The organism is Bacillus inaquosorum, assembly GCF_023238325.1.
GTDB lineage: Bacteria > Bacillota > Bacilli > Bacillales > Bacillaceae > Bacillus > Bacillus inaquosorum.
This window is the reverse complement of the sequence record NZ_CP096592.1, coordinates 3,321,363-3,343,386: the sequence shown is the minus strand read 5'-3', so window position 1 is coordinate 3,343,386 and position 22,024 is coordinate 3,321,363. Positions and strand designations below refer to the sequence as shown.

Sequence of the window (22,024 nt, the reverse complement as noted above, 5' to 3'; positions counted from 1 at the left end):
CAATATATCCTGCTTGCACAAGTAATCTTTTCTATAAGGTTCAAACTACTATTATGTGACTTTAACGGCTGCATGATTCAGTTCCTATATCACGCAACCATACAGTTGCTTATTCTTGACATGCAACCATATAGTTGCTTATACTCAATATATGAATTGGGACAAAGACACTATATTCAAAGCACTCGGCGATTCGACTCGGCGGCTTATATTAGACGAACTATCCGAACGCAACGAGCTGACGTTGTATGAACTTACGATACGTCTCATTACGAAGCACGGCCTTTCCATTACGCGGCAGGCGATAGCTAAACATCTTTCTGTACTGGAAGATGCAGGGCTTGTAAAGTCAAAACGAAAGGGAAAATATCGAGTACTTATATTCAACAACGAACCACTTAAAAATTTGCTGAAAGGATGGATAGAGTAATTTTATAAAATCGGAAAAGGATGTCTGAAAATGTGCGGGTTGTTTTGCTGGCAGCCAGACTGTTAGCACAGTACCGTGCGTCATAAATAATCAAAGGAGGCAAAAACAGTATGAAAATCATTGTTACCAGTATATTCGTATAAGATCAAGACAAGGCACTGGAGTTTTATACAGAAAAACTGGGGTTTGTAAAAAAGGAGGACGTTCCCATGGGGAAATTCAGGTGGATAACGCTTGTTTCTCAAGATGATCAAGACGGAACCGAGCTTTTACTTGAACCGAATGAACATCCTGCCGCCAAGGAGTATCAAAAGAAGATATTCTCCGAAGGCTTCCCAGCAACAATGTTTGGCGTTGCAGATATTCAAAAAGAGTACAAACGATTAATGGAAAAAGGCGTGAACTTTACTATGGAACCGACAAAAATGGGCCAAGTCACAATAGCTGTCTTCGACGATACATGCGGTAACCTTATTCAAATTGTACAGAAGTAACCGAGGCATGAATTAACCATATTTCTGTTTATTGGTGAAATCTAATCAAAAATTATAACTGTATTATTCACGATTAATTAAGGTTCATTCGGTTAATTCTTTCATAAAAAAGGACGTGGCTGGTTTTCAGTCGCGTCCTTTTTGTATGCAGGAGAAAAACCGCTGGCCGGGGCCGCGGTTTCTTACTCTTCGATCTCCTGATTGATGATTTGTTTTACAGATGTATTGCTGTTATGTTCCCTGTTCATCTCTTGTAAACGAGTATAGGCTGTGTCGAATTCCTCTTTTGACATCTGCTTTGCGGCTAATGCAGAGCATAAAATGGCAAAGGCGATCGGCATTGTATCAATGTGGATGTCGATATGGACCTCTGAGTTGCCGCTGTTTTCGATCATAGATCCATTGTTAGGCATATCTTGAGTATGTCTGTTGATAGGAATGATATTCTCGTTCATTACTCTTCTCCGTCTTGAGACTGTGCCTGTGCCTGATCCTGATCTGTATTCACGTTGACTACGACTTTTGCATTGCCGCTGTTTTCAACTTTAGCAACTGATACATTGCGCTTTTGGTTTTCTTCATTTTCATGACGATTTTCGCTCATGGTATCATCCTTTCTCTATTGATAGTGACAGGATATTCGATAGGAGAGTGAAGAGATTGGACGAACTTCGCGGTTTTTCCACATTAGGGCAAAAGGTCGAAGGAAAGCACTCTATTTGGTAAAATGAATAGACATTATAATAGAAAAGGTGTTTGCATATGAAATCTTACATCATCGTCGGTGGCGGCATACTAGGTGCGTCGACGGCTTATCATCTCGCAAAATCAGGAGCTCGAGTTACTGTCATTGATCGGAACGAACCTGGACAAGCGACTGATGCGGCGGCGGGGATCGTCTGTCCTTGGCTCTCTCAGCGCCGCAATCAGGATTGGTATCAGCTTGCTAAGGGCGGGGCGCGATACTATGCGGATTTAATCAATCAGTTGGAAGAGGACGGAGAAACGGATACAGGATATAAACGTGTCGGTGCGATCAGCATTCATACTGATCCGTCAAAGCTCGATAAGATGGAGGAAAGGGCATATAAGAGACGGGAGGATGCGCCAGAAATCGGCGACATTACCCGCTTGTCTGCAAGTGAAACGAAAAAACTGTTTCCGATTTTAGCTGATGGTTATGAATCGGTTCATATCAGCGGTGCCGCCCGGGTGAATGGAAGAGCGCTGTGCCGGTCGCTTTTAAGCGCTGCAGAGAAACGAGGCGCAAAGATCATCAAAGGAAATGCGTCCTTGCTTTTTGAAAACAGCACGGTTACCGGCGTGCAAACAGACACACAGCAGTTTGCGGCTGACGCGGTGATTGTGACGGCGGGGGCATGGGCCAATGAGGTCATGAAGCCTCTTGGCATTCATTTTCAAGTGTCCTTTCAGAAAGCGCAGATTATGCATTTTGAAATGACAGAAACGGATACAGGATCTTGGCCGGTTGTGATGCCGCCGAACGATCAGTACATTCTTTCGTTTGATAACGGCAGAATTGTAGCTGGCGCCACGCACGAAAACGATGCCGGACTTGATGATCTGCGTGTGACGGCCGGAGGCCAGCACGAAGTATTGAGCAAAGCGCTAGCAGCGGCTCCGGGACTTGCTGATGCCGCTGCCATTGAAACAAGAGTGGGCTTCAGGCCGTTTACACCTGGGTTTCTCCCGGTTGTGGGCGCTGTACCGGACGTTCCAGGCCTTTTTGCCGCTAATGGTTTAGGCGCCTCGGGATTAACGATGGGGCCATTCTTGGGGTCAGAGCTCGCAAAGCTAGTTCTCGGAAAGCAGACAGAAATAGATCTTAGCCCTTATGATCCAGCGGGAGCGTTGCATAATAAGTAAAAGCATAACAAACAAATATAATAAAGCTGTTCTGGCTTTTCTTTTCTGTCTGTGTTAGCATTTATCTTTAATGAAAAAGAGGACGTGAACTAATTTTGATAAAAATTGATATACCCGCACCGAATGTCACCATCACTGAACGACAGCAGTCAGCTAATGATAACGAGCCGAAAATAAAGGCGATTCACGGATTCATTGACTTTCACCAGATACCAAGGGATAAAGGCGGCATCTTCATGTTTTACAACATTCATGACGAGCTGCTGTTTGTCGGTAAAGCTAGAAAGTTAAGACAGAGAATTAAGAAGCATTTTGAAGACACTGTCTCACCGATCAAACATCACAGAGACGAAGTATATAAAATTGAAGTATGTGTAGTCGATGATCCAATGGAAAGAGACATTTACGAAACATATATCATCAATACACAGCACTCGAAGTACAATATAGACAAGGCATTTTTTAAATAAGACGTCAGTCTGCGGATTGAATAACGAAGCCAGAACTTATGTTAAGTTCTGGCTTTTGATTTGGGCACTTTCCGTATGTAGACCCTTTGTCTATCGTCTAAGTGGATTATTGAGAAATTTCAGAAAATAATATTGACAATCCTAGCTGTGGACTTTAATATAACAATATATAATGTTATATAACGTTATATAATAAAAATGAGGAGTGAAGGATTTGAGTCAAGCCACAGCAAAAGTAAATCGTGAGGTTCAAGCTTTCTTGCAGGATTTGAAAGGGAAAACCATTGACCATGTATTCTTTGTCGCATGCGGAGGCTCTTCGGCCATTATGTATCCGAGTAAGTATGTGTTTGACAGGGAGTCAAAATCAATGAACTCCGACCTTTACAGCTCTAACGAATTTATTCAGCGCAACCCTGTTCAGCTTGGTGAAAAGTCTCTTGTTATTTTGTGCTCGCATTCGGGAAATACTCCTGAAACAGTCAAAGCTGCTGCGTTTGCGAGGGGCAAAGGCGCACTTACGATTGCGATGACGTATAAACCGGAGTCTCCTTTAGCACAGGAAGCGCAATATGTTGCCCAGTACGATTGGGGTGATGAGGCGCTTGCAATGAATACGAACTATGGCGTTCTGTATCAAATCGTTTTTGGCACCCTGCAAGTATTAGAAAACAATACGAAATTTGAACAAGCAATTGAAGGTTTAGATCAATTGCAGGCTGTGTATGATGAAGCCCTTAAGCAGGAAGCTGACAATGCACAGCAATTTGCAAAAGCTCATGAAAAAGAAAGCATTATTTATACAATGGCAAGCGGTGCAAACTACGGTGTCGCTTACTCATACAGCATCTGCATTCTCATGGAAATGCAATGGATTCATTCCCACGCCATTCATGCCGGAGAATATTTTCACGGACCGTTTGAGATTATTGATGAATCCGTGCCGTTTATCATCCTGCTCGGTTTAGATGAAACTAGACCTCTTGAAGAGCGGGCGCTTACCTTCTCGAAAAAGTATGGCAAAAAGCTCACTGTGCTTGATGCTGCATCTTACGATTTCACTGCGATTGACGATTCAGTTAAAGGCTACCTTGCTCCGCTCGTTCTCAACCGTGTGCTGAGAAGCTATGCGGACGAGCTGGCAGAGGCGAGAAATCATCCTTTATCTCATAGAAGATACATGTGGAAAGTTGAGTATTGATCTGAAAATGCGGAACCATTATGCATTAGACTATAATGTTATATAACATTATAGTCTAATGTCCAGAGGAGGCCAACCCTTTGAAGAAAATGTTGTTGTTCTTGATCATTGCAGCTGTCAGTATGCTCACCATCGCAGGCTGTTCGAGCCAAAGCAGTTCAGCGGACGGAAAGGTGACATTGAAATTTTTCCACAGATGGCCAAAGGAGCCGGAAAAAAGTTATTTTGAAGAGGTTGTAAAAGAATTTGAAAAAGAGCATCCGGATATCGACATTCAAATTGAAGCCGTTTTGAATGACTCCTATAAAGACAAAATTAAGGTTATGCTGGGAACCACCAGCCCTCCTGACATTTACTTCTCTTGGAGTGACGAGTTTGCGTTTAAATTCATCAGAGGCAATAAGGCACTTGATCTCTCGTCCTACTACAAAAATGATACAGATTGGTCATCACAGATCGTTCAATCACAAATTACACCATTTACTTATGAAAGCAAGCAATATGGCGTGCCGTGGCAAATGGACGCTAAATCATTCTTCTATAATAAAGACATTTTTCAAAAGCTGAACCTTGATCCCCCGAAGACATGGGATGAATTAATCGATGTGTCAAAGAAGCTCAAAGAAAATGGCTACACACCGATCAGCTTCGGAACAAAGGCGACTTGGACAATCTCGCACTATATCGGCACGCTCAATCAGCGGATGGTCGATGAAAAAACACGACAAAAGGATTATAACGCCAAAACGGGTGAATTTACTGATGAAGGCTATGTGAAAGCACTTGAAAAGCTTCAGGAGCTGATGCCTTACTTCAATAAACATGTAAACTCCGTCGACCACGAGTATGTGAGACAGCAATTTAAGAGCGGAAAGTCGGCGATGATATATGCGGAAACAGCGGAAATCAAGCTGGTTGAACCGGTGAATCTGGGGATGTTCCCATTTCCTGAAATCAGCGGGCAAAAAGGTTCTTCAGAGGCATTAACGGGAGCGCCGGAAGGGTTCATGATCTCCTCGAAAACAAAACATCCGAAGGAAGCGATGGAATTTTTGCAGTTTCTGACGTCGAAAAAAATGGGTGAAAAGCTCGTCAAAGATGTCGGGAAATACAGTGCAGTGCAAGGAACGGCTACTGAAGGAAATTCTACAGCCATTCAGCGTGAAGCGGTTCAGCAAATTGTTGATGCCAAATCAATGGTTCCATGGTTTGATATGGATGTTGATGTTGAAATCGCAGACGCGTACCTAACGGGCGTCCAGCAAATGCTTGGCGGCGACATGACACCGGAGCAGGTGATGAAAGCCGTTCAAAAAGCAGCGAAGCAAGTGAGGGCGTCAGCTGAATAAATCAAAGAAAAGGTGAGCTTTGCACCTTTTCTTTTTATAAAGGAGATGAGATATCCTTGGTCAATCAGAATAAAATAATCCCCTATTTGTTTTTGGTGCCCGCTCTCGTTTTTTTACTTTTCGTTTATATCCCGATTTTTGAGAATGTCTTTCTCAGCCTGTTTCAGTGGAGCTCTTTTTCTCCGGAAAAAACGTTTATCGGCTTAAAAAACTATATTGAATTATTTCATGATCCTGTCTTCTATCAGGCACTTACCAATAATGTGCTTTACGCAGTGATCTCTATTGTATGCCAGGTATTTGGCGGGTTGATTTTGGCGGCGGTGCTTGAGGATAAGCTGGTCAGAAAATGGTCGCCGTTTTTTCGCACCGTTTTCTTTTTGCCGGTTGTCATCTCCATGACGGTGATCGCGCTTTTGTTTGATTTTATTTACAACCCTGAGACGGGGCTTTTGAATCAGCTGCTACAGGCAATCGGTCTTGATCAGCTGACGAGGGCTTGGCTCGGTGATGACAGCACGGCTATGCTATCTGTCATTTTTGTGTCTCAATGGCAATCTGTCGGTTATATTGCGATGCTGTACATTGTGTCAATTCAAAAAATACCGGATGAACTGTATGAAGCGGCCCGGCTTGACGGTGCGGGAAAAATTCAGCAGTTTTTTCATATTACCGTTCCCCAGACGAAAGAGATGTCTTTTGTTGCGGTGGTCATGACGCTGACCGGCGCCTTTACGGTATTTAATGAACCGTACATATTGACAGGCGGCGGGCCGGGAAACGCTTCAGAAGTGTTAAGTACGTTTTTATATAAAAGCGCCTTTACAAAGGATATGATGGGCTATGCGTCAGCGATTGCCACCGTTGTGTTAACCATTACGCTCGCATTGTCGCTCATGCAAATGAAGTTCTTTAAAACCGGAAAGGAGGACTAACAGATGCTGCCTCAGAAGAAGACAGATTCGTTCAGATTGGAGCCAGTGCCTGACCGGCACATTGAGATGAAAAGAAAACCGAGACGAAAATGGTACATCGGAGAAACGTCTGTGTGGGTTTTTCTGTTTCTTTATCTTATTGCGATCGCCTATCCGCTGTTATGGATGGTCATGAGCGCCTTTAAAAGCTCGGACGATATCTTTGAGCACAGCTGGTCGCTGCCGTCTTCGTGGCATCCGGAAAACTTTGTGTCCGCCTGGAATCAGGGGATTTCTTCTTATTTTATGAACAGTGTTATCGTCACGGCGCTGACGTGTGTGATCACTGTCTTTATCAGTGCATGGGCGGCGTACGGCCTTTCCCGGTTTGAGTTTAAGGGAAAAGGATTCTTTTTGGTGCTTTGTCTTGGCGGTTTGATGCTGACGCCGCAGGTCAGTCTTGTGCCGCTGTATTCTATTATTCAGTCGCTGGGCCTTTACAATACGTATTGGGCGTTAATCTTGCCGTATGCGGCTTACCGGATTCCATTCACCATCATTTTGATCCGCTCTTATTTTCTTTCTATTTCCAAAGAATTGGAGGAGGCGGCTTATTTAGATGGGTGTACGAGTTTCGGAGTATTTTTCAGAATTTTCTTACCAATGAGTGTGCCGATTTTGGTGACATCCGGCATTTTAACGGCTTACCATACGTGGAATGAGTTCATGTTTGCGATTATTTTCATAGATGATGAGAATTTGCGGACCATTCCAGCCGGGCTGATGCAGTTCAGAGACGCACTGCAGACAGATTGGGGCGTCCTGCTGGCGGGATTAACGATTTCAGCTGCGCCGATTATTATTCTATTTTTATTTATGCAGAAATATTTTGTCCGCGGGATTGCGAGCGGAAGTGTAAAAGGATAAGGAGGAAGCATAATGAAATTGATTGCGGTTGGAGATAACGTTGTAGATTACTATCAGGATCAAGAAACGTTCTACCCGGGAGGAAATGCCTTAAACGTCGCGGTGCTTGCCAAACGGCTCGGGCATGAGGCTTCCTATATCGGAATCGTCGGCAATGACGAAGCAGCGGCACATCTTTTGAACGTACTGAAATTGGAGAAGGTCAATGCGGATTATATCCGCCAGGCGCACGGAGAAAACGGAATGGCGATTGTCACCCTTGATGAGCAGGGGGACCGTATTTTTGTCAGATCAAATAAAGGCGGCATTCAGTCCCGGCTCCGTCTGGTGTTCCAGGAGAAAGATCTAGCCTTTATCAGCGGGCATGATCTGTTGCATACCAGTGTGTACAGCCGACTTGAGAACGATCTTCCGCAGCTGTGCGGACTGATCCCGGTTTCTTTTGATTTTTCAACCAATCGGGAGGATGATTATTTGAGGAAGGTCTGTCCTTATGTGACGTATGCGTTTTTTTCAGGAAGCGATCTGAGTGAGTCGGAGTGCGGTGAGCTTGCGAAAACAGCTCATGGGTATGGAGCCAAATTCGTTTGTCTGACCCGCGGGGGGCAAGGAGCAATCCTGTCTGCGGGAGACCGAATCTATCATCAGCCGATTGTGGAAGCTGATATAATAGATACACTTGGAGCCGGAGATTCATTTATAGCAGGCTTTTTGACAGCCTTTTGCGAGAAGCAGGACATAACGCGCGCTTTGCGCCAAGCGGCCGAAACGGCTGCGAAAACATGCGGCGTGTATGGGGCTTTTGGCTACGGCCATCCTTTTCGCTTGGAGGACGGGGGAAGCAGTGAAAAAACGAGAATACTATAAGCAGTGTCTCGTTTTTTATGCCTGTTATGTGTAAGGGCTGTTGATCGTAAAAGTGACACGGTTTGTGTGCATCAAAAACAGTGAGCAGTAGATTGGCTGGTTGTTTGATGTAAAAGCCGTTTTATCAATTTCAAATAGTGCATCCCCGATATCGCAATCCAGGTATTTGCTTTCCTCCTGCTGGGCATATACAACATTTAATAGCTTCGTATTGTGGGTGGGAACAACTTGGTATTGCTGTTTCAAAATATCATGCATGGATACGCCGTCAGCAATAAAGGTATCAATGCCGGGAAACAAATCCAGCGGATAATGCGTCACTTCAAAGGAGAGCGGCTGATCATCGTTGTATAAAATTCGTTTTAATTCAACGACAGGGCTCTCGGGATGGATTTGAAGCTTTTCGGCGAAGGGTTTTGACGCTGGAATGATCTCATGGGACAGCACCTGATGCTTCGGTTTTTTGCCGGTTGATTCCATAAATTCCGAGTAGCCGTTTACTGCGATCAGCTCTCGCTTTAATTTAGGGCTTTTAACGAACGTTCCCTTCCCCTGCTGCCTGATCAGATAGCCTTCTTCGACTAAATCAAGAATGGCTTTCCTGACAGTAATGCGGCTGACATTATACTTGCTGCAAAGCTCGTTTTCGGTAGGCAGCTTGGTGGTTGGGGAATACACGCCCTTTTTGATGTCATCAGTGATGATTTGTTTTAGCTGAATGTATAAAGGTGTAGAACTTCCGTTGTTTAACAAGGGGTAGCCTCCTTTTAACCTATTATTCATATTATAATGTATTATGACGTTATAATACAAATTTACATTTTTTATTTTAGAAATATAGCAAAAATAGGAATCGATTACTCTAAAAATAACAGAAAGACCAAGTTGTTTCCAGTGACGAAATAACGGGTCAAAAGATAGGGGGACATTTCTGATGGCTTCATTAACATTTGAGCATGTCAAAAAATCATATCATTCACAATTAACGGTGAAGGACTTTGATTTAAATGTAAAGGATAAGGAGCTTTTGGTGCTGGTGGGGCCGTCAGGATGCGGAAAATCGACAACGCTGCGGATGGTGGCGGGACTGGAAAGCATCTCTGAAGGAAACCTTCTTATTGATGGGGAGCGGGTCAATGATCTTCCGCCGAAAGAACGTGATATTGCGATGGTATTCCAAAACTATGCGCTTTATCCGCATATGACGGTTTTTGATAATATGGCGTTCGGATTAAAGCTTAGAAAGATGTCGAAACAGGAAATTGCCGAGCGGGTTCATGCGGCAGCTAGAATTTTAGAGATTGAACATTTGCTGAAGAGAAAACCAAAAGCGCTCTCCGGCGGGCAGCGGCAAAGGGTGGCGCTTGGCAGATCGATTGTGAGGGAGCCGAAGGTCTTTTTAATGGACGAGCCGCTTTCCAATTTGGATGCGAAGCTGAGAGTGACGATGCGGACAGAAATCAGCAAGCTGCACCAGCGTTTGGAGGCAACCATCATTTATGTCACGCATGACCAGACCGAAGCGATGACAATGGGCGATCGGATTGTCGTGATGAATGAAGGGGAAATCCAGCAAGTGGCGAAACCTCATGACATTTATCATTACCCGGCGAATCTGTTTGTCGCAGGCTTCATCGGCTCCCCGGGAATGAACTTTCTGAAAGGCGTCATTGAAGAGCAGCATGGCGAGCTGTTTTTCACAAACCCTTCAATCCGGCTTCATATTCCTGAAGGAAAAGCGAAGAGCCTTAAGGAAAAAGGATACGCCGGAGAACAGATGATTGCCGGCGTCCGGCCGGAGCATATGACACAATTGATGGGAAATGATCAGCTGTTTGATTCAGTGTTTAAAGCGAAGGCGGAAGTGAATGAAAATCTGGGATCGGAGCTGATTGTGCATGTCACGGCTGAAGATGAGAGGCTCACGGTCCGCCTGGACGGAAACACGCGAATCGCCGCAGGCGATTCGATCCAGCTGTCAGTGAAAATGGATCACGTCGTCTTTTTCGATGCGGAGACGGAAGAGGCTGTGTATTAGGAAAGGTGCTCCTTAAAAGGAGCACCTTTTTCTTACGGCCAAATGTCGTCCGCCCATTCAGGGTGGTCGATAAATGGATTGCGGTTGTGCTGATACTTTTCATAAATGATTTCATTTCTTTTTCGCTCACGGTCATCAACCGGGTCCTGCCTATTCCATTCGAGCAGGGCAGATTGTTTTCCGTGGTAAGGGGCTGAGCCGTTGCCTGTTTTATCATTAAGCTCAAGATCAGGGTAGCCGTCATCACCTTCGTAACGGACAGCCATGTAAAACAGCATGCGGGCGACATCGCCCTTCACATCATCGCGGGGCTCCCATGAATCTCCGTCATAATAATTTCCGGGTGCTTTCGCATATTCAGTGCCGCCGTTGTCAAAATCCATATTTCCTCTGGCGCTGTTGACTTGAACATCAGCCGGGCGCAAATGGTGAATGTCGGTGCCAGGCCCCATGCTTGTACCAAAATCGCCATGGGATTTTGCCCAGACGTGCTCGCGGTTCCAATCGCCGACATTGCCGCCGTTCAGGTTTTTCGACCGCGATTCATTCGTATAGAGCAGGATGACGTTATTCGGGTTTGCCGGATCTTCATCGGTTTCTTTCAGCGCGTTCCATACTTCGCTGTAGGACAGCATCGTGTGTCCGCTGATGATGCGGTGCAGGGTGCTTTTTAGCGATTCTCCAGTTTTTCCTTCAGCCCCTTCATAATAGGTATCTGTGTCAGCGTAGGGTGCAGCGGGAGCGGTTAATGAGAGAAGGTCCCCGGTTCCTGAAGGGGAAGACGCCAATCGGTCGTTCAGGCTCAATGCGGTTTGCGCGCTTGCTGAAGCGGCGGGCGCAAACCATCCGGAAATCAGTAATACACAGACGAGCGGCAGAAACCTTGCTTTTTTTGTCATCACTTGCCCTCCTTTTATCAGATCATGTCTATTATCTAAAATTGAAATAAAGGATAGAAGTGTCATTTTGTATATTTTTCATTAAAATTGTAAATTAGTCCCTTTGGAGGAGGCGGATATCCACTGTTCCAATAACTTTAGGCCCCGTTTTTGCTCCGGCTTGTTGCATATTTCGGTGGAAGCGCGTCGCTGCTGTGAAGAAATGCCGGTATGCCGCTTTCGGCGAGTAAAAGAGACGCAGGAATGGTGGCGAGAAAAGAGCGCCTGCCCGTATACGGCCAGGCAAAATCGACGGCAGGTCCGCCGATGTGTGGCGGCAATTGAAGCACCGAGGAATACGCACGCCCGCATTGCTTCGGTGATGCCCAGCAATTCGTCCGGCGATTCTGTTTTGATCCGTTCGCGATCAGAAACGCTGCGATGTGCACATCGCTTGCCTCGCCAGAAAACATCGCTTCTCCCGCAAGTTTAGCTTGTTCCTATGAAAGGTGTTTTGACCCCTTTTTCCTCTTGCTGTTTCTTTAATCCACTGCTGCATATTGGCTCTCTCCCTTACTGTGTTTTCTTTTGACTTTACATGAGAATAGCCCTGAGAGGTAGGGTGTTTTCTGGCTGCTTGATGCCGGATAGATACTGTGACTAAAAAATAAACGTTTTTTTGGTTAATCTGCCAATGAACTATCGTGTTCCTCCTTCTATAATGAAGTCACCATAACGGCCAGAGGGGGGAGTACATGGAAAAGCAGAAGCTTTCAGTAAAAAGCGGCATCGCAGATTATATCGAATGGCTCGCCCAATACGGCGCATCCGCTAACGACGGTGTGACGAGGCTTTTGTATACAAAAGAATGGATGGACGCGCAGCTTGCCGTAAAAACGGAAATGTCTTCATTCGGACTTGAAACAAGATTCGACGATGTCGGCAATGTGTTTGGAAGGCTTTCGGGCACCCAGTCTCCGGATGAAGTGATTGTAACCGGTTCACATATCGATACTGTCATCAGTGGGGGAAAGTATGACGGCGCCTATGGCGTCCTTGCGGCAATGCTCGCGATAAAGCAGCTCAAAGAAACGTACGGAGTACCGAAAAAAACACTCGAAGCGGTGTCCTTATGTGAGGAGGAGGGCAGCCGTTTTCCAATGACCTATTGGGGATCAGGGAATATGACGGGCGTTTTTTCATTACAGGATGGAGTAGAACCGAAAGACGAAACAGGCGTCTCTCTGCAATCAGCGATGTATGAGTGCGGTTTTGGCAAAGGTGTGTATCAGGCTCCGTACAGGACAGATATCAGCGCCTTTGTCGAGCTTCATATAGAACAGGGACAGACATTGGAAATGTCAGGTCGGGATCTTGGCATTGTGACAAGTATTGCGGGGCAGAGGCGATATCTCGTCACGCTGGAGGGGGAATGCAACCACGCGGGAACAACCTCCATGAAATGGCGCAAAGACCCGCTCGCAGCCAGCAGCCATATTATTCATGAACTGCTGCTGCGGTCGGAAGAGCAGCCGGATGAGCTCCGTCTGACATGCGGAAAAATAACTGCAGAGCCCAATGTAGCCAATGTGATACCGGGACGCGTGCAGTTTTCAATCGATATTCGCCATCAGCATCAGCACGTGCTGGAGCAATTTCATGAAGACATGGCTGCTTTGATCAACGGCATTTGCCATCAAAAAGGGATTCGCGCCGTAATTGATGAATATATGCGGATAGAGCCTGTGCCTATGGACGAAAGGCTGAAGGCTGCGGCTCTTGAAACAGCGGCAGAAAACGGCATCAGGTGTGAAGAAATGGTGAGCGGAGCAGGGCATGACGCGCAAATGATCGGAAGGCGCCATCCTGCTTGTATGCTGTTTGTGCCAAGCCGCGGCGGCATCAGCCACTCACCGAAGGAATATACCTCAGCCAGACAGCTTGAGATCGGCGTCCGCGCATTGACTGATTTATTATACAAACTGGCTTACTGATAAAGGAGGAATGGCTGTGTCAGGCAGAAAAGAGTTATGTACACCGTTAAGAACAATTATGACACCGGGTCCTGTTGAGGTTGATCCGCGTGTATTAAGAGTGATGAGCACCCCGGTTGTCGGCCAATTTGATCCGGCGTTTACGGATATCATGAATGAAACGATGGAGATGCTTCGGGAGGTATTTCAAACGAAAAACCGATGGGCATACCCGATTGATGGCACTTCAAGGGCGGGTATCGAAGCGGTGCTGGCGAGTGTGATTGAGCCGGGAGATGATGTGCTCATTCCGATTTATGGGCGCTTCGGTTATTTGCTGACTGAAATTGCCGAGCGGTACGGGGCGAATGTTCATACGCTTGAGTGCGAGTGGGGAACGGTTTTTGACCCGGAAGACATCATACGGGAAATGAAAAAAGTGAAACCGAAAATCGTGGCGATGGTGCATGGGGAAACATCGACAGGTCGGATGCACCCCCTGAAAGCCATCGGCGAAGCCTGCCGCGCCCAGGAAGCATTGTTTATCGTCGATGCAGTCGCGACGATCGGCGGGTGCGAGGTAAAGGTGGATGAATGGAACATTGACGCGGCCATCGGCGGCACACAAAAATGCTTGTCTGTTCCATCGGGAATGGCGCCGATTACATATAATGAGCGGGTGGCGGATGTGATTGCGGCCCGCAAAAAGGTGGAGCGCGGGATTGCGACACAAGCTGACAGGACAACGCTTTCAGGAAACCGGCCGATCACAAGCAATTATTTTGATTTGAGCCAGCTTGAGGATTATTGGAGCGAAAGACGGCTCAATCACCATACAGAAGCGACGACGATGCTGTACGCCTTGCGTGAGGGTGTCAGACTGGTGCTTGAAGAAGGACTTGAAGCCCGTTTTGAGCGTCATCGCTACCATGAGATCGCATTAGCAGCAGGGATTAAGGCGATGGGGCTGAGGCTGTTTGGAGATGACGGCTGCAAAATGCCTGTTGTCACCTGTGTAGAAATCCCTGATGGTATTGACGGCGAGTCTGTCCGCCACATGCTGCTGGCGCAATTCGGCATCGAAATCGCCAGCTCATTTGGCCCGCTGGCGGGGAAGATCTGGAGAATCGGCACGATGGGCTACAGCTGCAGAAAAGAAAACGTATTGTTTGTGCTTGCCGGTTTAGAGGCTGTGCTTCTCAGGCATGGAGCAGGAATCGAAGCAGGAAAAGCGCTCCAGGCAGCGCTTGATGTGTATGAAAACGCCGGCCGCCAGGCTGCGGTATAAAGAAAAGCTTGCGGGAACTCCGCAAGCTTTTTTAGCTATACGATTTCGCTTTTTCTCCAATCTGTTTTTCTTCGTTTGACTCTTTTTACAAATCCTCTTTCCCTGTGTTGCATTTTCTGACGAAGCATGAGTCATTTTTCCTTCCATCATCTATTCTTTATACAAGTTACCTATAAAACCACGCTGAACTAGTGGTTTCTTACAGCGATTTTTGAGAGGAGGATGCAGCATTGGGAAATTTGCACATGATATTAGATGCACTCCTGAAAGATCAGGATGAGGCTGTGCTGGCGACAATTGTTCAAGTTGAGGGCTCCGCGTATCGAAAAGCAGGCGCCTCTATGCTCTTTAAGAAAAATGGGGAACGGGTCGGTCTGCTGAGCGGCGGATGTGTGGAAGAAGATTTATTCCAAAGAATTAGTGAGATGGCCGATCAGCCGACGTCAGCGCTGATTTCCTATGACATGCGGGCGGAGGACGATCATTCCTGGGGCATGGGGGCCGGGTGCAACGGCATAATTCATATTCATGCGGAGCGAATCACTCAGGAAAGAAGACGGCACTATGAAAGCGTGAGGGACTGCCTTCATTCAGGCAAAGCTGTAACAGCCGTTAAACAGATTAAATCCTCCCGTTATTTATTTCTGTCCGAGAACGGGCGTTTTGGGAACTGGCCGGACGCGCCTCTGCAGGACATTCAACGTATCGCTTCTACGCTTCATTTACCGCATTTTGATCCATCAACCAACATGTTTATTCAGCGAATTGAACCGAAGCCGCGTCTCATTCTGTTCGGAGCGGGACCGGATATTGTGCCGCTCGCCAATTTGGCGGCTGATACAGGGTTTTCTGTTATCGTGACAGATTGGCGTCCCGCTTATTGCACATCCTCCCTTTTTCCAAAAGCGGATCAGCTGATCACCGCTTTTCCGGAACAAATGCTCAGTGAATTTCAGTTTTTTCCGCAGGATGCAGCTGTTGTGGCAACCCACCATTTTCAGCATGATCAAGCGATCGTCGACTGCTTATTTTCTCAAAATCTTCATTATATCGGATTGTTGGGTTCGGCAAACCGTACCAAACGGCTGCTGAACGGAAAACAGCCGCCGGCTCACTTTTACAGTCCGGTCGGGCTGAAAATCGGTGCGGAAGGCCCTGAGGAAATTGCCGTCAGCGTTGTCGCGGAAATCATTCAAACAAGAAAACGGCTGGCGGTTGTATGAGAAGCTCCTATATTATCGGAGTGTTTCTCGCTGCCGGCAAAAGCAAAAGAATGGGCCAAAACAAGCTGGCTTTGCCGCTAAAAGGAGAAACCATCGGATCGCTTTCTTTGAAAACAGCTCTTCTGTCCCGCCTAGATCATGTGCTGATCGTCGAGAGAACAGAACATGCTTCCCTTGAGTGGATGGGAGCGCCTTATCACGCTCCGCCTTTTCGAAAACGCTGGACCCTGCACGTTTGTCAAGACGCAGAAAAGGGTCAAGGACATTCAGTCAGCAGCGGGGTGAGAAAAGCAGAAAGCATGGGAGCTGAAGGCGTTGTCATTTTGTTAGCCGACCAGCCGCAGCTTTCCGTCAATCATCTCAATGCCCTTGTGGCAATCGCTCCTGAGTCATTTGCCGTGTCATCATTTTTAGGCGCGTTCACCCCGCCAATCTATTTCTCATCGGCTTGTTTTCCTTATGTAAAGGAGTTGAAGGGAGATGAGGGGGCTCGCAGGCTCCTGAAAAGCGGACAGCTTGGAACAGGAGCGGTTTTGGAGGCGAAGGAAAGCGCGGAGTTGAAAGATATTGATACACCGGAGGAATACGACATGGTAAGGAGGGCGATGGTTTGAACGGCCAAGTGACAAAAGCAAGGATGAATATTCAATTATGGAGGCCGGCAGCGCTTGATGAAGCCTATTCGCTTTTGGAGCAGCATTCCCCGGATGTGTGTGTCGCATCGGGAAGCACGCTGCTTCAGCTTCAGTGGGACAAAGGGATTCTTCCGAAACAGCATCTCATCAGTCTTGAAGGAATTGAAGAGATGAGAGGGATCAGCGCCAGTGACACCCACCTCTCGATCGGGGCACTCACAACGCTGAGTGAATGCAGAAAGAACCCCCTGATCAAGAGTGCGCTCGGTTGTTTCAGCGACGCTGCTTCCGCTGTCGCCGCACCCGGAATTCGTAGCCGGGCCACGATTGGCGGCAACATAGCGAGTAAAATCGGGGATTTGATTCCGCTCTTACTTGTGCTAGATGCTGAGCTTATCGTATATCAAAAGGAGCTGATCAGGATGCCGCTTGGCGATTGGCTCATAGATGAAGACTTTGAAACTGCCATCGTCACGCGTGTCAACATTCCGCATGCAAAGGGAGAGCGTGTGTTTTACCGCAAGCTTGGGAGGCGCCAGGCTTTTACAGGAGCTGTTGCTGTTGCAGCTGGACGTTTTTTAAAAGACGGCGGCATTCGCCTCGCCGCTGGCCATGCTGATATCACACCGGAAAGATTAGTGGAAAGCGAAGCGAAGTGGATGGTGTCAGGGTGGGATCCTCACGAGCTGTACGAAACGCTTATCAATGAGCTGCCGTTTTCAGCAGATGCTTTTATGTCAGCGCCATACAGAAAAAAAGCCGCGGCCAACGTCATTATGGCAGAGCTGATGGCTGAGGGAGGAGAATAAATGATCGTCAACAAACCGTCAAGAGTGAGGCCGGATGGAAGAAGAAAGGTCACAGGGGAACTGAAATATATGACCGATCTCAGCTTTCCCGGAATGCTGTATGGCAAAGTGCTGAGAAGCGCTTATCCTCATGCGGAGATCGTGTCGATTTGCACCATGAAAGCTGAAGAAATGGAAGGTGTGCGGGTAGTCGTTACTCATAAAGACGTTCCCGGCTTAAACCGCTTTGGCATTGTCATCCCTGATCAGCCGGTTTTATGTGAGGACAGGGTGCGGTATGTCGGGGATGCGATCGCCGCAGTTGCTGCGGAAACGGAGGAAATCGCGGAAGCGGCGATGGAGCTGATTCGCGTTGAATATAAAGAACTGGAGATCATTGATTCACCGGAAAAAGCGCTTCGGCCGGACGCGCATAGACTGCACGAGGACGGGAACATCCTTCACCGTGCGTTTTTTTCACACGGCGATGTGGAAGAAGGGTTTCGAGCATGTGACATAGTCCTCGAAGAAACCTACGAGCTGCCGCGTCAGATGCATACGTATATGGAAACAGAAGGAGGCGTAGCTGTTCCGGAAGACGATGGGGGCTTTACGATGTATGCAGGAACACAGCACGGCTATAAAGACCGTTTCCAGCTTTCACGTATGTTTGACATTCCTGAAGAGAAGATCAGGGTTGTGTCGAGTCCGATGGGCGGCTCGTTCGGCGGAAAGGATGAGCTGAATATCCAGCCGTATGCCGCGCTTTTGGCCTTGAAAAGCGGACTTCCTGTCAAAATTCATCAGACCAGAAAGGAATCTGTACGCTCTGGCATTAAGCGCCATCCGATGAAGATTACGATAAAAACGGGTGCGGATCATGCAGGAAATCTATTGGCCCATGACGTGAAAATTGTGGCGGACACAGGGGCATATGCTACGCTCGGACCGGCTGTTCTTGATTTTTCTGTCGAGCATGCTGCGGGTCCGTACCGTATTCCAAATATCCGGACGGAAGGGGTCTCTGTGTTTACGAACAACGGGGTTGCGGGAGAATTCCGGGGCTTTGGCGGCAATCAAATCACATTTGCACTCGAAACCCATCTTGATCGCCTCAGCGGCATGCTCGGCATCGACCCGCTGGAGCTGAGAAGAAAAAATATCAGAAAACCGCATGACTTGGGTCCGCTTGAGCATCGGATTGCACCGACTGACGGAGCGGCGCAGGTGTTGAATGCCATTTCTGAATCTCCCATTCTCACAAGAAAACGCAAGAACTCCGGGTATATACGGAGAGGCACGGGAGCGGCAATTACGATGCACGGCGGCGGGCTGGGTTATGGCCGAATGGATGCGGCAGGAGGCCGTTTGTCCCTTTCGAGTGATGGCAAAATCACAGCTTCGTTCGGATTTGAAGAATGCGGACAGGGGATTCTAGCGGCGATTGAACATATTGTCATGGATGAGCTGGGCTGTGCGGCAGAGGATATATCCATTGTCATTGGGGATACCGCAAAAGTGCCGAAGTCAGGCTCCTCCACAGCATCCCGCGGCACAAGCATGGTGTGGCACGCGATCCAGCGTTTGAAGAAGCCGTTTCTATCTCAACTAAAAAAACGGGCGGCAGAATGGAGCGGCTGTTCAGCGGAAAACCTTACTTTCGGTGCAGCGGGCTTGCGTGATCAAAACACAAAGGAACTCGTGGTGACGTATAGAGAGCTGGCTGAAAAAGGCCCTTTGGCAGCGGAAACGGCATTCGACTTTCCGACAACACCTGATCCTGTCGTAGTACCAGGCAGTCATTTCTTGTATTCTTTTGGTGCAGCTGCCGTTGAAGTGGAGGTAGATCTATTAACAGGAGGTGTCAAAGTGATAGATTGTGAGCACGCCATTGCGGCAGGACCGGTTGTCAGCCCACAGGGCTACCGGGGGCAAATCGAAGGCGGCGCTGCCATGGCGCTCGGCTACACACTAATGGAGGAAGCCAAAATGACGGACGGCCGTTATGTCGCGGAAAATCTCGATCACTATTTGATCCCCGGAGTCAAAGATGTTCCTAACATGAAGGTGATCGCAATACAAGACTTAATGAAGGGAGACGCATATGGACCGCGCGGTGTAGGCGAAATCGGAACGATCGCCATCACTCCGGCGATTGTAAAGGCAGTACATGATGCGGTCGGCTGCTGGATAAACAAGCTGCCAATTTCAAGAGAAGAGCTGCTTGAAGCGATAGACAGAAAGGGGCTGAAGCAATGGATGTAAAAGAGGCCGGGCCATTTCCTGTAAAAAAGGAAAAATTCCGAATGACTGTGAATGGGCAGGAGTGGGAGGTTTCAGTCGTCCCTACGACACGTCTGAGTGACCTGCTAAGAAAGGAATTTCAGCTGACCGGAACAAAGGTGTCCTGCGGAATCGGCCGCTGCGGAGCATGCTCCATCTTAATTGACGGAAAGCTGGCCAATGCATGTATGACCATGGCTTATCAAGTGGACGGCCATTCCATTACAACCATAGAGGGAATTCAAAAAGAAGAACTGGATATCTGCCAAACTGCTTTCCTGGAAGAAGGCGGCTTTCAATGCGGCTACTGCACCCCAGGAATGATAATTGCGCTTAAAGCACTCTTTGAGGAAAAAACGCATCCGTCTGATGAAGACATAAAAGAAGGGCTGGCGGGGAATTTGTGCCGGTGTACCGGGTATGGAGGGATTATGCGGTCTGCATGCAGGATTAGAAAAGAGCTGAACGATGGAAAAAGGGAGTCCGGTTTTTAAAAGCGGGCTTATTAGTTTTCGAAATTATAATATAATGAAAGAGCAGCCGGATGATCCATCGCTGGTGCCCTTGCTGAAGCATTGTGGACGATTAAACTATCATTAGTTAATTGCGTCAACCATTAATATGCCTTGGAGAAATGCATAAACGAGGTGTTAATTACTAAATGAATCGTATATTAGTTTCAATTGCTATAATCATATTCATAATTGAATATTTTATAGCTCCACTCACACATTTAGACACAGGAAAGTACGGTACGTTTATTGGTTTGATTTTATTAAGTATTGTGGTTCTAAGATTAGATGATGTGAAAAGGAAAAAAGGGCAGGGGTAAACCTGTTCTTTTTTTGTTTTTGAGTGAATAAAACCTAGAAGAGAATAAGAACTATTCGTATGTTGAAGACATTGCCTGTGAGACCGCAGCTGCTTACGAAGCATCTTATGTTTATCATTTGTTTAGAATGTGGTTTGGGACCCAACTTAACAGAAAACCAAACACAATATACTTTTCATATTGCTTCAAATCGTCTTCGAAACCTTCTAAAGCGGAGGATCTTTTTTTATGTCTCAAAACGATGTTTATATTTCCTTAGTTCAGAAACTTTGTCAGCAAATCACATAGCAAAACGCCATAAAAATTTCTTATGGCGTCTAGCCCGAACAGGGAGGTGCTTATAACATACTAAATTGGAACGCCTTCTGGATAGCCTCCAAAGAAAGATGCTCCAACAATGATTAATAGAATGAATAGCACCACGATCAAAGCGAAGGAGCTGCCATATCCATTTGAGTAACCCATATTGCCACCTCCTTTAATGAGGATAGTATAAGATATGGCAATGGATAATTTTCGACATAGATTGAAGTCTAAATAAGAAAAAATGAATATTTTGTTTAAAGTCTTAATAGAAAATGCATAGTCAAAAACTATTAAAACAAACTCAAAAATGGGTGGTGACATGTGACAAGACCGGGAGATCCACGCAGAGACGAAGCCTTCAGTTTGTGGGAAGAGAGCGGGAGGAACCGAGAAGTTAAAAGACACTTCCGAAGAATTAGGCGTAACAAGCAGCACTGTTCGCAAATGGAAAGTAAACAATAAATGGGAAGAAAGCTCATTAATACAGGATTACACTGTAAAATAATCATGATCGATATCTTTAGTTTCCCTTTTGTGTCAAAAATATGAAATTATTATCTTGTGGGAGGATTTGTAAATTAGGACGAGTAATAATACAAAGACTTTAATTTTAAGGAGGAGATTTAATATGAAAAAGTCGTTAGTATCAATGTGTTTTGTTTTGATGTTAATCTTTACTGCTATGGGAAGTGCATCAGCCTATGAATTTAAAGGTATACTTCCTCTTAATGACAAAGTAAGTGGATCTTTTGCTGATGCCGCTGCTGCTAAAGAAGGAGATGAGTGGCAATTCCATCCGGGATCAGCTACAAAAGTAAAATTTTATTTGTCCAAAAGTAGTAACACAACCCCGTTAAAAGTTAGTATTTACAAAGAAGATATAAACACTGGAAAAGTAACTCTTGTGAATTCTTATGATTCCTCAGAATTATCGAAGCACACTATTGCAGTCAGTAAAAGCTATACTTATAGTATAAGGGTTGCTGGATATAGCACTGCAAAAACTGGTGGCTCATACACATTGGAAAATTCTGTAATAGAATGAATAAAAGGGAGCATAGCTCCCTTTTATTCTAAGTATCCAAACGTATTTAGATTTTTGACAAATTCAAAGGGAAGAATGCGTGTATGAATTTTAAGAAGAAGGTATGTCTTATTCTGGGTTTGTCAGTCGTTTTAGTATGTAGTTTCGGAACAAACTTAACAGAAAACCAAACTCAAAACGCATTTCATATTGCTTC

The 22,024-nt window shown here is 46.3% G+C and carries 24 protein-coding genes and 1 pseudogene; 19 read left to right on the top strand and 6 right to left on the bottom strand.

Annotated features, from left to right (window positions below; genetic code table 11):
* The first annotated feature begins 151 nt into the window (after nucleotides 1-151).
* Together M1M80_RS16990 and M1M80_RS16985 are read left to right on the top strand one after the other, a co-directional pair.
* The gene (locus M1M80_RS16990; RefSeq protein WP_060400058.1) at nucleotides 152-430 is read left to right on the top strand and encodes an ArsR/SmtB family transcription factor; all 279 of its coding nucleotides are present in this window, start codon (nucleotides 152-154) and stop codon (nucleotides 428-430) included.
* A gap of 158 nt (nucleotides 431-588) precedes the next feature.
* Complete coding sequence (locus M1M80_RS16985; RefSeq protein ID WP_284735329.1) at nucleotides 589-924, top strand: VOC family protein; 336 nt, start codon at nucleotides 589-591, stop codon at nucleotides 922-924.
* Between the two features lie 182 nt (nucleotides 925-1,106).
* Here the strand turns inward: M1M80_RS16985 and M1M80_RS16980 are convergent, their stop codons facing one another.
* Nucleotides 1,107-1,379, bottom strand: coding sequence for a hypothetical protein (locus M1M80_RS16980; protein WP_060399439.1), 273 nt, complete (start codon nucleotides 1,377-1,379; stop codon nucleotides 1,107-1,109).
* Entirely contained in the window at nucleotides 1,379-1,528 is a 150-nt protein-coding gene (locus tag M1M80_RS16975) for a hypothetical protein (protein ID WP_003240873.1), read from the bottom strand. The genes M1M80_RS16980 and M1M80_RS16975 overlap by 1 nt, the downstream gene beginning before the upstream one ends.
* Nucleotides 1,529-1,686: 158 nt before the next feature.
* On the opposite strand from M1M80_RS16975, the gene M1M80_RS16970 reads away from it, so the two are divergent.
* From M1M80_RS16970 to frlD, 7 genes are all read left to right on the top strand, one after another.
* Complete coding sequence (locus tag M1M80_RS16970) at nucleotides 1,687-2,811, top strand: NAD(P)/FAD-dependent oxidoreductase (protein ID WP_060399438.1); 1,125 nt, start codon at nucleotides 1,687-1,689, stop codon at nucleotides 2,809-2,811.
* A 95-nt stretch (nucleotides 2,812-2,906) separates the two neighbouring features.
* Nucleotides 2,907-3,281: a nucleotide excision repair endonuclease gene (locus M1M80_RS16965; RefSeq protein ID WP_019259408.1), complete on the top strand. Its 375-nt coding sequence runs from the start codon at nucleotides 2,907-2,909 to the stop codon at nucleotides 3,279-3,281.
* 214 nt (nucleotides 3,282-3,495) lie between these two features.
* Nucleotides 3,496-4,482 (top strand): fructosamine deglycase FrlB, encoded by a 987-nt coding sequence (gene frlB / locus M1M80_RS16960; RefSeq protein WP_003240878.1) that lies wholly within the window; start codon nucleotides 3,496-3,498, stop codon nucleotides 4,480-4,482.
* Between the two features lie 80 nt (nucleotides 4,483-4,562).
* Nucleotides 4,563-5,831, top strand: a complete 1,269-nt coding sequence (locus tag M1M80_RS16955; protein WP_060399437.1) for an ABC transporter substrate-binding protein — start codon at nucleotides 4,563-4,565, stop codon at nucleotides 5,829-5,831.
* Between the two features lie 56 nt (nucleotides 5,832-5,887).
* On the top strand, nucleotides 5,888-6,766 hold the full coding sequence (locus M1M80_RS16950) for a carbohydrate ABC transporter permease (RefSeq protein WP_060399436.1): 879 nt from the start codon (nucleotides 5,888-5,890) through the stop codon (nucleotides 6,764-6,766).
* 3 nt (nucleotides 6,767-6,769) lie between these two features.
* On the top strand, nucleotides 6,770-7,672 hold the full coding sequence (locus tag M1M80_RS16945; RefSeq protein WP_003240884.1) for a carbohydrate ABC transporter permease: 903 nt from the start codon (nucleotides 6,770-6,772) through the stop codon (nucleotides 7,670-7,672).
* Nucleotides 7,673-7,684: 12 nt separating this feature from the next.
* Nucleotides 7,685-8,539 carry a fructosamine kinase FrlD gene (frlD, locus tag M1M80_RS16940; RefSeq protein ID WP_060399435.1) on the top strand — a complete coding sequence of 285 codons (855 nt, stop codon included), beginning with the start codon at nucleotides 7,685-7,687 and terminating at the stop codon, nucleotides 8,537-8,539.
* Between the two features lie 24 nt (nucleotides 8,540-8,563).
* Here the strand turns inward: frlD and frlR are convergent, their stop codons facing one another.
* The gene (frlR, locus tag M1M80_RS16935) at nucleotides 8,564-9,292 is read right to left on the bottom strand and encodes a transcriptional regulator FrlR (protein WP_060399434.1); all 729 of its coding nucleotides are present in this window, start codon (nucleotides 9,290-9,292) and stop codon (nucleotides 8,564-8,566) included.
* Nucleotides 9,293-9,473: 181 nt separating this feature from the next.
* On the opposite strand from frlR, the gene M1M80_RS16930 reads away from it, so the two are divergent.
* Nucleotides 9,474-10,577 (top strand): ABC transporter ATP-binding protein, encoded by a 1,104-nt coding sequence (locus M1M80_RS16930; protein ID WP_060399433.1) that lies wholly within the window; start codon nucleotides 9,474-9,476, stop codon nucleotides 10,575-10,577.
* A gap of 32 nt (nucleotides 10,578-10,609) precedes the next feature.
* On the opposite strand, the gene M1M80_RS16925 is transcribed toward M1M80_RS16930, so the two are convergent.
* Both M1M80_RS16925 and M1M80_RS16920 read right to left on the bottom strand, forming a co-directional pair.
* Nucleotides 10,610-11,476 carry an endonuclease I family protein gene (locus M1M80_RS16925; protein WP_003240892.1) on the bottom strand — a complete coding sequence of 289 codons (867 nt, stop codon included), beginning with the start codon at nucleotides 11,474-11,476 and terminating at the stop codon, nucleotides 10,610-10,612.
* A 137-nt stretch (nucleotides 11,477-11,613) separates the two neighbouring features.
* On the bottom strand, nucleotides 11,614-11,928 hold the full coding sequence (locus M1M80_RS16920; protein WP_248596949.1) for a glycosyl transferase: 315 nt from the start codon (nucleotides 11,926-11,928) through the stop codon (nucleotides 11,614-11,616).
* Nucleotides 11,929-12,210: 282 nt separating this feature from the next.
* Here M1M80_RS16920 and allC point away from each other — a divergent pair, with 282 nt between their 5' ends.
* The 7 genes from allC (at nucleotide 12,211) to pucE (ending at nucleotide 20,139) form a co-directional block, all read left to right on the top strand.
* Nucleotides 12,211-13,449, top strand: a complete 1,239-nt coding sequence (gene allC, locus M1M80_RS16915) for an allantoate deiminase (RefSeq protein ID WP_060399431.1) — start codon at nucleotides 12,211-12,213, stop codon at nucleotides 13,447-13,449.
* A gap of 16 nt (nucleotides 13,450-13,465) precedes the next feature.
* Nucleotides 13,466-14,716, top strand: a complete 1,251-nt coding sequence (gene pucG, locus M1M80_RS16910; protein WP_080429056.1) for a (S)-ureidoglycine--glyoxylate transaminase — start codon at nucleotides 13,466-13,468, stop codon at nucleotides 14,714-14,716.
* A gap of 230 nt (nucleotides 14,717-14,946) precedes the next feature.
* The gene (locus M1M80_RS16905; protein ID WP_060399429.1) at nucleotides 14,947-15,939 is read left to right on the top strand and encodes an XdhC family protein; all 993 of its coding nucleotides are present in this window, start codon (nucleotides 14,947-14,949) and stop codon (nucleotides 15,937-15,939) included.
* The gene (gene pucB / locus M1M80_RS16900; RefSeq protein WP_060399428.1) at nucleotides 15,936-16,553 is read left to right on the top strand and encodes a xanthine dehydrogenase accessory protein PucB; all 618 of its coding nucleotides are present in this window, start codon (nucleotides 15,936-15,938) and stop codon (nucleotides 16,551-16,553) included. Before M1M80_RS16905 ends, pucB begins: the two co-directional genes overlap by 4 nt.
* The gene (gene pucC, locus M1M80_RS16895) at nucleotides 16,550-17,383 is read left to right on the top strand and encodes a xanthine dehydrogenase subunit C (RefSeq protein WP_060399427.1); all 834 of its coding nucleotides are present in this window, start codon (nucleotides 16,550-16,552) and stop codon (nucleotides 17,381-17,383) included. Before pucB ends, pucC begins: the two co-directional genes overlap by 4 nt.
* The gene (gene pucD, locus M1M80_RS16890; RefSeq protein WP_060399426.1) at nucleotides 17,384-19,627 is read left to right on the top strand and encodes a xanthine dehydrogenase subunit D; all 2,244 of its coding nucleotides are present in this window, start codon (nucleotides 17,384-17,386) and stop codon (nucleotides 19,625-19,627) included.
* Complete coding sequence (gene pucE / locus M1M80_RS16885; RefSeq protein ID WP_060399425.1) at nucleotides 19,618-20,139, top strand: xanthine dehydrogenase subunit E; 522 nt, start codon at nucleotides 19,618-19,620, stop codon at nucleotides 20,137-20,139. Before pucD ends, pucE begins: the two co-directional genes overlap by 10 nt.
* A gap of 686 nt (nucleotides 20,140-20,825) precedes the next feature.
* Here pucE and M1M80_RS16880 read toward each other — a convergent pair.
* Complete coding sequence (locus tag M1M80_RS16880; RefSeq protein ID WP_003240909.1) at nucleotides 20,826-20,942, bottom strand: YjcZ family sporulation protein; 117 nt, start codon at nucleotides 20,940-20,942, stop codon at nucleotides 20,826-20,828.
* A gap of 162 nt (nucleotides 20,943-21,104) precedes the next feature.
* Between M1M80_RS16880 and M1M80_RS21630 the strand changes: the two are divergent.
* Nucleotides 21,105-21,255 (top strand): annotated as a pseudogene (locus tag M1M80_RS21630) (phage terminase small subunit-related protein); the annotation flags it as partial.
* Nucleotides 21,256-21,411: 156 nt separating this feature from the next.
* Nucleotides 21,412-21,828, top strand: a complete 417-nt coding sequence (locus M1M80_RS16875; protein ID WP_060399424.1) for a hypothetical protein — start codon at nucleotides 21,412-21,414, stop codon at nucleotides 21,826-21,828.
* The last annotated feature ends 196 nt before the right edge of the window (nucleotides 21,829-22,024 follow it).

Excerpts from the sequence above, each read along its gene's own strand:
- pucD (WP_060399426.1), top strand. The coding sequence starts at position 17,384 with ATGATCGTCAACAAACCGTCAAGAGTGAGGCCGGATGGAAGAAGAAAG.
- M1M80_RS16925 (WP_003240892.1), bottom strand. The coding sequence starts at position 11,476 with ATGACAAAAAAAGCAAGGTTTCTGCCGCTCGTCTGTGTATTACTGATT.
- M1M80_RS16875 (WP_060399424.1), top strand. The coding sequence starts at position 21,412 with ATGAAAAAGTCGTTAGTATCAATGTGTTTTGTTTTGATGTTAATCTTT.
- M1M80_RS16930 (WP_060399433.1), top strand. The coding sequence starts at position 9,474 with ATGGCTTCATTAACATTTGAGCATGTCAAAAAATCATATCATTCACAA.
- M1M80_RS16920 (WP_248596949.1), bottom strand. The coding sequence starts at position 11,928 with ATGTTTTCTGGCGAGGCAAGCGATGTGCACATCGCAGCGTTTCTGATC.
- M1M80_RS16945 (WP_003240884.1), top strand. The coding sequence starts at position 6,770 with ATGCTGCCTCAGAAGAAGACAGATTCGTTCAGATTGGAGCCAGTGCCT.
- allC (WP_060399431.1), top strand. The coding sequence starts at position 12,211 with ATGGAAAAGCAGAAGCTTTCAGTAAAAAGCGGCATCGCAGATTATATC.
- M1M80_RS16980 (WP_060399439.1), bottom strand. The coding sequence starts at position 1,379 with ATGAACGAGAATATCATTCCTATCAACAGACATACTCAAGATATGCCT.
- M1M80_RS16880 (WP_003240909.1), bottom strand. The coding sequence starts at position 20,942 with ATGGGTTACTCAAATGGATATGGCAGCTCCTTCGCTTTGATCGTGGTG.
- pucB (WP_060399428.1), top strand. The coding sequence starts at position 15,936 with ATGAGAAGCTCCTATATTATCGGAGTGTTTCTCGCTGCCGGCAAAAGC.
- pucE (WP_060399425.1), top strand. The coding sequence starts at position 19,618 with ATGGATGTAAAAGAGGCCGGGCCATTTCCTGTAAAAAAGGAAAAATTC.
- frlD (WP_060399435.1), top strand. The coding sequence starts at position 7,685 with ATGAAATTGATTGCGGTTGGAGATAACGTTGTAGATTACTATCAGGAT.
- M1M80_RS16990 (WP_060400058.1), top strand. The coding sequence starts at position 152 with ATGAATTGGGACAAAGACACTATATTCAAAGCACTCGGCGATTCGACT.
- M1M80_RS16970 (WP_060399438.1), top strand. The coding sequence starts at position 1,687 with ATGAAATCTTACATCATCGTCGGTGGCGGCATACTAGGTGCGTCGACG.
- M1M80_RS16975 (WP_003240873.1), bottom strand. The coding sequence starts at position 1,528 with ATGAGCGAAAATCGTCATGAAAATGAAGAAAACCAAAAGCGCAATGTA.